Here is an 11,960-nt window from a genome sequence, read left to right as displayed (position 1 = left end):
TTTCAAGATTCCCGTTTCTGCACAAAAAGGACTGATATGGAAGACATCGTCATCGTTTCCGCCGTTCGCACGGCCGTGGGCAAGTTCGGCGGCGCGCTCGCCAAGACCCCCGCCACCGAACTGGGCGCCATCGTCATCAAGGAGGCCCTGGCCCGCGCCAAGGTGCCGCTGGACCAGGTCGGCGAAGTCATCATGGGCCAGGTGCTGACGGCCGGCGTCGGCCAGAACCCCGCGCGCCAGGCCATGATGAAGGCCGGCGTGGCCAAGGAAACCCCCGCCCTCACCATCAACGCCGTCTGCGGCTCGGGCCTGAAGGCCGTCATGCTGGCCGCCCAGGCCATCGCCACGGGCGACAGCGAGATCGTGGTGGCCGGCGGCCAGGAGAACATGAGCCTGTCGCCCCACGTGCTCAACGGCTCGCGCGAAGGCCAGCGCATGGGCGACTGGAAGATGACCGACACCATGATCGTCGACGGCCTGTGGGACGTGTACAACCAGTACCACATGGGCATCACCGCCGAGAACGTGGCCAAGGAACACGGCATCACCCGCGAGCAGCAGGATGCGCTGGCCCTGGGCAGCCAGCAGAAGGCCGCCGCGGCACAGGACGCCGGCAAGTTCGCCGATGAGATTGTGACCGTCAGCCTGGCGCAGAAGAAGGGCGACCCCGTGCTCTTCAACGCCGACGAATACCTCAACCGCAAGACCAATGCGGAAGCCCTGTCGGGCCTGCGCCCGGCCTTCGACAAGGCCGGCTCCGTCACCGCGGGCAATGCGTCGGGTCTGAACGACGGCGCTGCCGCCGTGGTGGTGATGAGTGCCAAGAAGGCCGCTGAACTGGGCCTGGAGCCCCTGGCACGCATCGTGTCCTACGGCACCAGCGGCCTGGATCCCGCCACGATGGGCATGGGCCCGGTGTCGGCGACCCGCAAGGCGCTGAAGCGCGCCGGCTGGACCGCGGACGACGTGGACCTGTTCGAGCTGAACGAGGCCTTCGCCGCCCAGGCCTGCGCGGTGAACCAGGCTTTGGGGCTGGATGCCGCCAAGGTGAACGTGAACGGCGGCGCCATCGCCATCGGCCACCCCATCGGAGCGTCCGGCTGCCGCGTGCTCGTCACGCTGCTGCACGAGATGAAGCGCCGCGGCGCCAAGAAGGGCGTGGCCGCCCTGTGCATCGGCGGCGGCATGGGCGTGTCGCTGGCGGTCGAGCGGGCCTGAGCGGCGCGCGGTGCTTCGACCACCGCGCTGCTGCATCAAGCCAAAAGCCGCACTTCGGTGCGGCTTTTTTTTGCCTGCGGCGTGGCTGCTGCGGTTCTGATAGCACGCGGGGCCCGCACGGCTTTGTCAAAATTTGTGTGGCTCGGTGTTTTCCTCAGCGGCCGGGCGTGGAATCTTGGTTAGAGTGCTCGCGTGAATCGTTGATAAGGAGAACTCACATGAACCAGAAAGTAGCGTATGTCACAGGGGGCATGGGTGGCATCGGAACGGCCATCTGCCAGCGTTTGCACAAGGATGGTTTCAAGGTCATCGCGGGCTGCGGGCCCACGCGCGACCACGCCAAATGGCTGGCCGAGCAAAAGGCGCTGGGCTACACCTTCTATGCCTCGGTGGGCAATGTCGGCGACTGGGATTCCACCGTGGAGGCCTTCACGGCCACCAAAGCCGATCACGGCACCATCGACGTGCTGGTGAACAACGCGGGCATCACGCGCGACCGCATGTTCCTCAAGATGTCGCGCGAAGACTGGGATGCGGTCATCGAAACCAACCTCAACAGCATGTTCAACGTGACCAAACAGGTCGTGGGCGACATGGTGGAAAAGGGCTGGGGCCGCATCATCAACATCAGCAGCGTGAACGGCGAGAAGGGCCAGGCCGGCCAGACCAACTATTCCGCCGCCAAGGCGGGCATGCACGGCTTCTCGATGGCGCTGGCGCAGGAACTGGCGACCAAGGGCGTGACGGTGAACACCGTGAGCCCGGGCTACATCGGCACCGACATGGTGAAAGCCATCCGTCCCGACGTGCTGGAAAAGATCGTGGCCACGGTTCCGGTCAAACGCCTGGGCGAACCGAGCGAGATCGCATCGATCATCGCCTGGCTGGCCTCGGAAGAGGGCGGCTACGCCACGGGGGCCGATTTCTCGGTCAACGGCGGCCTGCACATGGGCTGAACGGCGGATGCCGCTTTTCGCGGCACCCATCAAGGCAACAAAAACCCCGCCGAGGCGGGGTTTTTTCAATGGGGGGAGGAAATGGGGGAGAAGGGAAGGAGGCGCTGGCGGAGGCTGTGGTGTCGAAGTGACCTGAGCCTTCTGGGCCGAAGCGCCAGCCCTTAGAGGCGGGCCGGTGCGCGCTTGCGGTCGCGTTCGTCTTCGGGCCAGGCGGACATGATAGCGGTGGTAGTCATACGGTTATCTCCTGTGATGGATGAACAACGCCCCGCCCGGAAGGCCCGTTGACAGAAGAATGCAAAAAAACGCAACCAGTTGACGGCGATTTTTTTGCTCCTAAAAACGTAGCTAATCAATGAGGCCCCATTTGCCACTAAACCTGAATTCAGTGGCAATGGTTACATGGTTTTACGCTTCGCCGGCTTGAGATTCAAGGGTTTCCACCTCGGATGAAATTTCCAGCCAGCGCTCTTCGAGTTGGTCGGTTTCATCGGCACAGGCTTTCAGCCGGCGCCCGTTTTCCGCGATTTCGGCCGGCGGCAGTGGCTGGGTCAGGCGTTCCTCGATCTCGGCTTTCTCGGCCGTGAGCGCGGCCAACCGCTGGTTGACCTTCTCCAGTTCGCGCTTCAAGGGGCGGGTTTTCTCGGCCAGCTGCTGCCGGGCCTGGGCACCCAGCTTGCGTTGCTCCCGCGCATCGCGCGCCACGGGCGCAGCGGCCACTGGCGCGGGCGTCACCGAAGGCGCAGGGGCAACGGGGGCTGCCACCGGCGCGGCGGTCACCACCGCCACGGGTGCCGACGAAGCCGCGGACTCGGCCGCCTTGGCCTGCTCGCGCAGGCGTTTGGATTCCTCCAGCAGGTAGCGCTGGTAATCGTCCAGATCGCCGTCGAACGGGCCGACCACGCCGCGTCCCACCAGCCAGAATTCATCGCACACCGCCCGCAGCAACGCCCGGTCATGGCTGACCAGCATCACGGTGCCTTCGAACTCGTTGAGCGCCATGGACAGCGCCTCGCGGGTGGCCAGGTCCAGGTGGTTGGTAGGCTCGTCCAGCAGCAGCAGGTTGGGGCGCTGCCAGACGATCATCGCCAGCACCAGGCGGGCCTTTTCGCCACCGCTCATCGTGCCGACCGACTGCTTGACCATGTCGCCGGAGAAATTGAAGCTGCCCAGGTAGCTGCGCAGGTCCTGCTCGCGGCTGGGCTCGCGGGCGTTGGGGCCCAGTTCCTTGGCCAGGCGGATCATGTGCTCGAGCGGATTGTCGGAAGGCCGCAGCACGTCCAGTTCCTGCTGCGCGAAATAGCCGATGGACAAGCCCTTGCCCTCGGTGACTGAGCCGGCCAGCGGCTTCATCTCGCGCGCGATGGTCTTGACCAGCGTGGACTTGCCCTGGCCGTTCGCGCCCAGGATGCCGATGCGCTGGCCTGCCAGCACGGAGCGGCTCACGTGCCGCAGGATGGTCGTCGGCTCGCCTTCCTCGGGCGTGTACCCGAACGACGCGTCGCTGATCGCCAGCATGGGGTTGGGCAGGTTGACCGGCTCCTTGAACTCAAAAGTGAACTCCGCCTCGGCCAGCAGGGGCGCGATCTTTTCCATGCGCTCCAGCGCCTTGACGCGGCTTTGTGCCTGCTTGGCCTTGCTGGCCTTGGCCTTGAAGCGGTCGATGAACTTCTGCAGGTGGGCGATCTTGTCCTGCTGCTTGGCAAACGAGGCCTGCTGCAGCTCGATCTGCTGGGCACGCAGTTCCTCGAAGCGGCTGTAGTTGCCGCCGTAGCGGTTCAGTTGGGCGTTCTCGATCTGCAACGTGACGTTGGTGATGGCATCGAGGAATTCGCGGTCATGGCTGATCACGATCAGCGTGCCGGCATAGCGCTTGAGCCACGCTTCCAGCCACACCAGAGCGTCCAGGTCCAAGTGGTTGGTGGGTTCATCGAGCAGCAGCAGGTCGCTGGGGCTCATCAGCGCCCGCGCCAACTGCAGGCGCATGCGCCAGCCGCCGGAGAAGCTGTTCACGGGGTGCTCCAGCTCGGACACGCGGAACCCCAGGCCCAGGATCAGCGCCTGGGCGCGCGGCACGGCGTCATGGTCGCCCGCATCGGCCAGGTCGGAATAGGCATGCGCGATGGCCATGCCGTCCTCGTCCTGCTCGGCCTGGACCAAGGCCTGGCGCAGTTCGGCCAGTCGCGTGTCGCCGTTGAGCACGAATTCGGTGGCCGATTCCGAGGTCTCCGGCATGTTCTGCGCGACCTGGGCCATGCGCCACTGCGGTGGAATGAAGAAGTCGCCGCCATCCTCGTGCAGCGTGCGGTTGAGCAGTGCGAAGAGGCTGGATTTGCCCGCGCCGTTGCGCCCGACCAGGCCCACGTTCTCCCCGGGGTTGATGGTGACGGAGACGCGGTCGAGCAGGACCTTGGCGCTGCGGCGCAAGGTGACGTTTTTGAGTGTGATCATCGATAAGAACCAGCAAAGGCGTTCAAAAAACGCCCGAAGAAAAAACGGGGGGCTGGATGGCAAGCACCAGCCCGGCGCGCGCCGCAAACGGCAGCCCGCGCGAAGGGAGCAGGGCGCCTGGGCGCCCCGGTCGGCAGTGCGAAATCAGGTCGGGTGTGCCACCAGTGCCTCGCGGGTGATCAGCAGCACCTGGTCCTCGCCAGCGCTCGTGTCGAGCCAGAACACGGGCAGGTCCGGAAAGGCGGCTTCGAAATGGCTGCGCTCGTTGCCGATCTCCAGCACCAGCACGCCGTCTTCGCTCATGCAGCCGGGCGCCTGCGCCAGCAGGCCGCGCACGAAGTCCATGCCATCCGGGCCACCGGCCAGGGCCAGTGCGGGCTCGGCAAGGTACTCCTGGGGCAGCGCCGCCATGCTCTGGGCATTCACGTAGGGGGGGTTGCAGAGGATCAGGTCCCACGGGCCCGGCACAGCGTCCAGCCCGTCGGACTGTTGCAAGGCCACGCGCTCTTGCAGGCCGTGCTTGTCCACGTTGATGCGGGCTACGGCCAGCGCGTCAGGCGAGATGTCGGCCCCGGTGACCTGCACGTCCGGATAGACCATGGCCGCCAGGATGGCCAGGCTGCCGTTGCCGGTGCACAGGTCCAGCACGGCCCGCGTCTGCTCGCCCAAAAATCCGTCGATGCCGCCGTCCGGTGGCGGATTCACCAGCAGTTCGGCGATGAAGCTGCGCGGCACGATGGCCCGCTCGTCCACATAGAACGGAACGCCCTGCAGCCACGCTTCGCGCGTCAGGTAGGCCGCGGGTTTGCGGGTGGCGATGCGCTCTTCGAAGAGCGCGGCCACGCGGGCTTGATCGGCCGCAGCCACGGTGCGGGCGGAGACGGGCTCCAGGCCATCGTCCAGCGGCTCGTCCAGGGCAATGCCCAGGCGCCACAGCACCAGCCACACAGCCTCGTCGCGCGCATTGGCGGTGCCGTGACCGAAGGCCACGCCCGAGGCCTCCAGCCGCGCGGTGCCAGAGGCGATCAGGGCGCCGACCGTGTCGCCATGCACCTGGGGCCCGGTGGTTCGCGCCGCTTCGCTCATGCGCCCGCCTGTGCGTTCAGATGCTCGAGCGTGCGGCGGTAGATGTTCTTCAGCGGCTCGATGTCGGCCACGACCACGTGCTCGTCGATCTTGTGGATGGTGGCGTTGGGTGGGCCCAGTTCGATCACCTGCGGGCAGATCTGCGCGATGAAGCGCCCATCACTGGTGCCGCCGGTGGTGGACAGCTCGGTGTCCAGACCCGTTTCATCCAGGACCGCCTGCTGCACGGCCCGCACCAATTCGCCGGGCTCCGTGAGAAAGGGCTGCCCGCCCAAGGTCCAGGACAGGCCGTATTCGAGGCCGTGGCGGTCCAGCAGCGCATGCACGCGCTGCTTCAGGCCCTCGGCCGTCGATTCGGTGGAAAAGCGGAAGTTGAAGTCGATCACCACCGCGCCCGGAATGACGTTGGTCGCGCCCGTGCCGCCGTGCATGTTGCTGATCTGCCAGCTGGTGGGCGGAAAGAAGGCGTTGCCCTCGTCCCAGCGGATGGCAGCCAGTTCGGCCAGCGCCGGCAGGGCCTGGTGGATGGGGTTGCGCGCCAGTTGCGGGTAGGCGATGTGGCCCTGCACGCCCCGCACGGTGAGCCGCCCGCTGAGGGTGCCGCGGCGGCCGTTCTTGATCATGTCGCCGGTCTTCTCGACCGAAGTGGGTTCACCCACGATGCAGTAATGCAGCGCCTCGCCACGCTCGCGTAGCCGATCGACCACCACCTTCGTGCCGTCCACCGAGGGGCCTTCTTCGTCGCTGGTGAGCAGGAACGCGATCTGCAGGCCCGGCTCGGGCGTGGCTGCCAGGAACTCTTCCACGGCGACGACGAAGGCGGCGATCGAGGTCTTCATGTCGCTCGCGCCGCGCCCATAGAGCTTGCCGCCGCGGTGCATGGGCGTGAAGGGATCGCTGCCCCATTGCTCGACGGGGCCGGTCGGCACCACATCGGTGTGGCCGGCGAATACTACGGTTTTGATAGCGCCATGCCCTAGTGCTGATTGCGCTGCGGGCCGTTTTGCCCACAGGTTGCTGACGCGGAAATCGTCCGGCCCGCTGTCCATGCGTTCGCAGTCGAAGCCGAGCGGCCGAAGGCGGTCGGCCAGCAGCTCCAGGCAGCCCGCGTCGTTCGGGGTGATGGAGGGGCGGGCAATGAGCTGTTCGGCCAGGTGCAGGGTTCGGGACATCGTTTGGGCAGGCGGTTCGGGCGAAGGAGGGCGGGGCAGGTCAGGACGGCTTGACGTCCAGCACGATCTCGGTGAAGGACGGCTGGTCTTCCTCTTCCCGCGCGGCCTCGCTCTGGGCTTTGGCGTTCTTGGAGGCCAGGGAGAAATCGTTCTGCAGCCGCCACATCAGGTTGGTGGGCGAGTCGGCATAGGCCATGCCTTCCTTGCGGTCGATGCGGCCTTCGAGGATGAGCTGGGCCAGCGCCTCCTCGAACGTCTGAGAGCCTTCGGCCATGGACTTCTCCATGGCCTCGCGCACGCCCGAGAAGTCGCCCTTCTCGATCAGGTCGCCCACCAGCTTGGTGTTGAGCATGACCTCGACGGCGGGCACGCGGTCGCCGGCCGGGGTGCGCACCAGGCGCTGCGACACGATGGCCTTGAGCGCCGAGCCCAGGTCGCCCAGCATGGTGGGACGCACCTCGACGGGGTAGAAGCTCAAAATCCGGTTGAGCGCGTGGTAGCTGTTGTTGCCGTGCAGGGTGGCCAGGCACAGGTGCCCCGACTGCGCATAGGCAATGGCGGCGGACATGGTCTCGCGGTCGCGGATTTCACCGATCAGGATCACGTCGGGCGCCTGGCGCAGGGCGTTTTTCAGGGCGGTCTGCAGCGACTGCGTGTCGGCGCCGATCTCACGCTGGTTCACGATCGACTTCTTGTTGCGGAACTGGTATTCCACCGGGTCTTCCACGGTCAGGATGTGGCCGGTGAGTTGCTCGTTGCGGCTGTCGATCATCGAGGCGAGCGTGGTGCTCTTGCCCGAGCCCGTGGCGCCGACGACCAGCAACAGACCGCGCTTTTCCAGGATGAGGTCGCTCAGCACCGGCGGCAGGTTCAGCGAGGCGAGCGGCGGAATGTGCTGCGCGATGAAGCGGATCACCACCGCGTAGCTGCCGCGCTGGCGCATGGCGCTCACGCGAAAGCGCCCGACGCCGGTGAGCGGCACGCCCATGTTGAGTTCGCCGGTTTCCTCCAGCTCCTCGATGCGGTCGGGCGAGACGATCTCGGCCAGCAGGTTCTTCGGCGCGTCGGCCGGAAGCACCTGGCTGTTGATCGGCACGCACTCGCCGTTGATCTTGATCAGCGCCGGCGCGTTGGCCGAGAGGTACACGTCCGACGCCCGCTTTTCGGCCATCAGTCGAAGAATCCGTTCCATCGTGCTCATGGGGATTGCTCTTTCGTTCGTCGGGGTGCGGGTCGCGGGTGGACGGTCGGATCGGATCCGGGGTGGTGCGGCGTGCGGTGCTGTCAGTCGCGCAGCAGGTCGTTCAGGCTGGTGGTGGAGCGGGTCTTGGCATCCACCTTCTTGACGATGATGGCGGCGTACATGCTGTAGCGGCCGTTGTCCTTGGGCAGGTTGCCGCTCACCACGACCGAGCCGGCCGGCACGCGGCCGAAGCTGGTCTCGCCGGTGGCGCGGTCGTAGATGGGGGTGCTCTGGCCGATGTACACGCCCATCGAGATGACCGAGTTCTCTTCCACGATCACGCCTTCGACGATTTCCGAGCGCGCGCCGATGAAGCAGTTGTCCTCGATGATGGTCGGGTTGGCCTGCAGCGGCTCCAGCACGCCGCCCAGCCCCACGCCGCCGGACAGGTGGACGTTCTTGCCCACCTGGGCGCAGCTGCCCACGGTGGCCCAGGTATCGACCATGGTGCCTTCGTCCACATAGGCGCCGATGTTCACGTAGCTGGGCATCAGGATGGCGCCCTTGGCGATGTAGCTGCCGCGGCGCGCCACGGCGGGGGGCACCACGCGCACGCCGGTGGCGGCCATTTCCTGGGCCGACAGGTGGCCGAACTTCGTGGGCACCTTGTCGTAGAAACCCAGCTCGCCGGCCTTCATGATTTCGTTGTCCTTGAGGCGGAACGACAGCAGCACGGCCTTCTTGATCCACTGGTGCACCGTCCACTGGCCGACGCCTTCGCGCGTGGCCACGCGCAGCTTGCCGTTGTTCAGCTCGGCGATCACGTGTTCCACGGCATCCTGCACCTCCTTGGGGGCCGCGGCGGGCGAGAGGCTGGCGCGGTTGTCCCAGGCGTTGTCGATGAGGGTCTGAAGTTGTTGGGTCATGGGTCGGTTCAGGGATGGGATTGGATGAATTGCACGATGCGCTGGGCTGCCTCCACGCATTCTTCGGCTTCGGCCACCAGGGCCATGCGGATGCGTTGCGCGCCGGGGTTGACGCCGCCGGCCTCGCGGGCGAGGTAGCTGCCGGGCAGCACCGTCACATTGTATTGAGCGAGCAGTTCGCGGGCGAACTGCGCATCGGTCAGGCCCAGGGCGTCGGGCACGCGGGCCCAGAGGTAGAAGCCCGCGTCGGGCAGCGCCACGTCCATCACGCGGGCCAGCAGCGGCGTGACGTCTTCGAACTTGCGGCGGTAGAGCGCGCGGTTCTCGTCCACGTGCTGCTCGTCGTTCCAGGCCGCGATGCTCGCGCCCTGCACGGCCGGGCCCATGGCGCTGCCATGGTAGGTGCGGTAGAGCAGGAAGGCCTGGATCAGCCGGGCATCGCCCGCCACGAAGCCGCTGCGCAAGCCGGGCACGTTGCTGCGCTTGGACAGGCTGGTGAAGGCGATCAGGTTGCGGAAGTCGGCGCGGCCGAGCTGGGCCGCGGCCTCCAGCCCGCCCAGCGGCGGCTCGCCCTGGAAGTAGATCTCGCTGTAGCACTCGTCCGAGGCGATGACGAAGCCGTGGCGGTCGCTCAGCTCGAAGAGCTTTTGCCATTCGGCCAGCGGCATGACCGCGCCTGTGGGATTGCCCGGGGAACACACGAAGAGCAGCTGCGTGTTCTGCCAGACGCCCTCGGGCACGCTGTCCCAGTCCACGGCGAAGTTGCGGGCCGGGTCGCTGGGCGCGTAGTAGGGCGTGGCGCCCGACAGCAACGCCGCGCCTTCGTAGATTTGATAGAAGGGATTGGGGCAAACCACCGTTGCGCCCGCGCGCGTTGGGTCGATGATGGTCTGCGCGAAGGCGAACAGTGCCTCGCGCGATCCGTTGATGGGCAGCACCTGGGTGGCGGCGTCCACCACCAGGCCGTAGCGCCGCTGCATCCAGTCGGCGCAGGCCTGGCGAAGTCGCGGCTCGCCGGCCGTGGCGGGGTAGCTGGCCAGGCCCGACAGGCTTTGGGTGAGCGCTTCCTTGATGAAGGCGGGCGTGGGGTGGCGGGGTTCCCCCATGCCGAGGCTGATGGCGCGGTACGACGCGGGGGGCGTGACCCCCGCGAAGAGCTGTCGCAGCCGCTCGAAGGGGTAGGGCTGCAGGTGGGAGAGCAGGGGATTCATGGGCCGCCATTATGGTGGATGGAGCGCGGCCTTCCGCCGGGTACGCGCCCACCCGCAATGGCCCCGGGAAGGGGTTGGCGAAGCGGTGGAGACGGGCCGGCGCGCGCCGTGTTCGCCGCCGGTGGCACGGTTTCGGGTTCGGCGCGCGTCAATCGCGCGTAAGTCGCAGCCTTTAGCATTCGCGCACTAAAAGCGCTTGGGGAGACATCGGAATGGGTTCATTTTCGCCAATGGGGCCGGGCGTGCGGCTGATGCGCCGCCTGGCGCTGCCCGCCAAGATGGCGCTGCTGTCGGGCACCGCGTTGGCTTCGATGCTGGCCTTGGCGCTGGCCACGCAGGGCCGCTGGTGGTGGTTCGCTGCCGGAAGCGGTCTGGTCGCCTACCTGGCGGCGGCGATGCACCGCGGCATGGCGGACGACCTCGCGGTGCTGGCCCATGCCATGGACAGCGCAGCGCGCGGCGACCTGGGAGCGCGGCCGCGCATCGTGGGGCAGGACGAAATGGCGCGACTGGGTGGCCTGCTGGAGCGCATGGTGCTCATGCTGTCGTCGATGGTGGCCGACATCCGCAGCAATGCCGCGCTGGTCGCCCATGCCGGCGAAAGCCTGGCCGCGGACAACCGGGCGCTGGCCGAGCGCACCGAGCAGCAGGCCGCCAATCTGGAGCAGACCGCCGCGAGCGTCGAACAACTGTCCTCCACAGTGCAGCAGAACGCCGAAACCGCCCGCTCGGCGGACCAGCAGGCGGCCCAGGTACGCACCTCGGCCGATGCGGGCGCGCAGGCCATGGGCCGGGCGGTGCAGTCGGTCGAGGCCATCCAGCAGGGTGCCAGTCGCATGGCCGAGATCACGGCGGTGATCGACGGCATCGCCTTCCAGACCAACATCCTGGCGCTGAACGCGGCGGTGGAGGCGGCCCGCGCGGGTGAGCAGGGCCGGGGATTCGCCGTGGTGGCGTCCGAAGTGCGGTCGCTGGCCGGGCGATCGGGCGCGGCGGCGCGTGAGATCCGTGACCTCATCGGCGACTCGGTGCGCCAGGTGGAGACCAGCGCGCAGCTGATCCGGGCGGCGGGCTCGGGCATCGCCGAGATGGCGGGCGGCGTGCGCAGCGTGGCCGCCAACGTGAGCGAGATCTCGGCCTCCAGCGCCGAGCAGAGCACCGGCCTCAGCGAAATCAGCGCCGCCGTCCAGCAGCTCGACCAGATCACCCAGCGCAACGCCCAGATGGTGGGCCAGGCCGTGCACCAGGCCGAGGCGCTGGAACACCGCGCCTCCACGCTCTCGCGGGCGGTGATGTCGTTCCGCCTGCAGCAGGGCACTGCCGACGAGGCCAAGGCGCTGGTGGAGCGGGCTGTGGCCCTGGCGCGCACGGCGCCCCAGGCCAGCCTGCTGCGCACGCTGACGGACCCGGCCCAGCCCTTCCATGACCGGGACATGTACGTGTTTGCCCTGCGCTTGGACGGCACCTACCTGGCCTTCGGCGGCAATCCAGCCAAGGTCGGGTCCCGCGTGCAGGACATTCCCGGCATCGACGGCGCGGCGCTGATGGCATCCATCACGGGCCAGGCCGATCAGGGGCCGGGATGGGTGGAGTACAACATCACCAACCCGGCCACCGGCCGGGTGCAGACCAAGATGTCGTTCGTGTGCAAGGCCGGGGACATCTACCTGGGTTGCGGCGTCTACAAGTCGCTCATCGCTTCGGCCTGAGCTCGGCCGGCCAGGCCAGACCACCGGCATCCAGAGAAGAAAACGGAT

The 11,960-nt window shown here is 67.2% G+C and carries 9 protein-coding genes; 3 read left to right on the top strand and 6 right to left on the bottom strand.

Going from position 1 to position 11,960, the window contains the following annotated elements; all coding sequences use genetic code 11:
• Positions 1–36: 36 nt before the first annotated feature.
• Both AVME950_RS20085 and phbB read left to right on the top strand, forming a co-directional pair.
• The gene (locus tag AVME950_RS20085; protein WP_272569517.1) at positions 37–1,218 is read left to right on the top strand and encodes an acetyl-CoA C-acetyltransferase; all 1,182 of its coding nucleotides are present in this window, start codon (positions 37–39) and stop codon (positions 1,216–1,218) included.
• 218 nt (positions 1,219–1,436) lie between these two features.
• Positions 1,437–2,174: an acetoacetyl-CoA reductase gene (gene phbB, locus AVME950_RS20080; RefSeq protein ID WP_284404332.1), complete on the top strand. Its 738-nt coding sequence runs from the start codon at positions 1,437–1,439 to the stop codon at positions 2,172–2,174.
• 408 nt (positions 2,175–2,582) lie between these two features.
• Here phbB and AVME950_RS20075 read toward each other — a convergent pair whose 3' ends face one another.
• The 6 genes from AVME950_RS20075 to dapC all read right to left on the bottom strand — a co-directional run bounded on the left by AVME950_RS20075 (position 2,583) and on the right by dapC (position 10,203).
• A complete protein-coding gene (locus AVME950_RS20075; RefSeq protein ID WP_284431154.1) occupies positions 2,583–4,625 on the bottom strand; it encodes an ABC-F family ATP-binding cassette domain-containing protein in 2,043 nt (680 codons plus the stop codon).
• 144 nt (positions 4,626–4,769) lie between these two features.
• The gene (gene prmB / locus AVME950_RS20070) at positions 4,770–5,711 is read right to left on the bottom strand and encodes a 50S ribosomal protein L3 N(5)-glutamine methyltransferase (RefSeq protein WP_284431153.1); all 942 of its coding nucleotides are present in this window, start codon (positions 5,709–5,711) and stop codon (positions 4,770–4,772) included.
• A complete protein-coding gene (dapE, locus tag AVME950_RS20065) occupies positions 5,708–6,883 on the bottom strand; it encodes a succinyl-diaminopimelate desuccinylase (protein ID WP_284431152.1) in 1,176 nt (391 codons plus the stop codon). Before dapE ends, prmB begins: the two co-directional genes overlap by 4 nt.
• Before the next feature lie 40 nt (positions 6,884–6,923).
• The gene (locus tag AVME950_RS20060) at positions 6,924–8,084 is read right to left on the bottom strand and encodes a PilT/PilU family type 4a pilus ATPase (protein ID WP_284431151.1); all 1,161 of its coding nucleotides are present in this window, start codon (positions 8,082–8,084) and stop codon (positions 6,924–6,926) included.
• A gap of 83 nt (positions 8,085–8,167) precedes the next feature.
• Positions 8,168–8,992, bottom strand: a complete 825-nt coding sequence (gene dapD / locus AVME950_RS20055; RefSeq protein WP_272569511.1) for a 2,3,4,5-tetrahydropyridine-2,6-dicarboxylate N-succinyltransferase — start codon at positions 8,990–8,992, stop codon at positions 8,168–8,170.
• Positions 8,993–9,000: 8 nt separating this feature from the next.
• Positions 9,001–10,203 (bottom strand): succinyldiaminopimelate transaminase, encoded by a 1,203-nt coding sequence (dapC, locus tag AVME950_RS20050; RefSeq protein WP_284431150.1) that lies wholly within the window; start codon positions 10,201–10,203, stop codon positions 9,001–9,003.
• A 212-nt stretch (positions 10,204–10,415) separates the two neighbouring features.
• Here dapC and AVME950_RS20045 point away from each other — a divergent pair, with 212 nt between their 5' ends.
• Positions 10,416–11,912, top strand: coding sequence for a methyl-accepting chemotaxis protein (locus tag AVME950_RS20045; RefSeq protein WP_284431149.1), 1,497 nt, complete (start codon positions 10,416–10,418; stop codon positions 11,910–11,912).
• Positions 11,913–11,960: the final 48 nt, after the last annotated feature.

It is taken from the genome of Acidovorax sp. SUPP950 (assembly GCF_030158935.1).
GTDB lineage: Bacteria > Pseudomonadota > Gammaproteobacteria > Burkholderiales > Burkholderiaceae_C > Paracidovorax.
The sequence above is the reverse complement of the archived record's forward strand: the minus strand, read 5'-3'. Positions and strand labels throughout refer to the sequence as shown.

Excerpts from the sequence above, each read along its gene's own strand:
- AVME950_RS20085 (WP_272569517.1), top strand. The coding sequence starts at position 37 with ATGGAAGACATCGTCATCGTTTCCGCCGTTCGCACGGCCGTGGGCAAG.
- phbB (WP_284404332.1), top strand. The coding sequence starts at position 1,437 with ATGAACCAGAAAGTAGCGTATGTCACAGGGGGCATGGGTGGCATCGGA.
- AVME950_RS20075 (WP_284431154.1), bottom strand. The coding sequence starts at position 4,625 with ATGATCACACTCAAAAACGTCACCTTGCGCCGCAGCGCCAAGGTCCTG.
- prmB (WP_284431153.1), bottom strand. The coding sequence starts at position 5,711 with ATGAGCGAAGCGGCGCGAACCACCGGGCCCCAGGTGCATGGCGACACG.
- dapE (WP_284431152.1), bottom strand. The coding sequence starts at position 6,883 with ATGTCCCGAACCCTGCACCTGGCCGAACAGCTCATTGCCCGCCCCTCC.
- AVME950_RS20060 (WP_284431151.1), bottom strand. The coding sequence starts at position 8,084 with ATGAGCACGATGGAACGGATTCTTCGACTGATGGCCGAAAAGCGGGCG.
- dapD (WP_272569511.1), bottom strand. The coding sequence starts at position 8,992 with ATGACCCAACAACTTCAGACCCTCATCGACAACGCCTGGGACAACCGC.
- dapC (WP_284431150.1), bottom strand. The coding sequence starts at position 10,203 with ATGAATCCCCTGCTCTCCCACCTGCAGCCCTACCCCTTCGAGCGGCTG.
- AVME950_RS20045 (WP_284431149.1), top strand. The coding sequence starts at position 10,416 with ATGGGTTCATTTTCGCCAATGGGGCCGGGCGTGCGGCTGATGCGCCGC.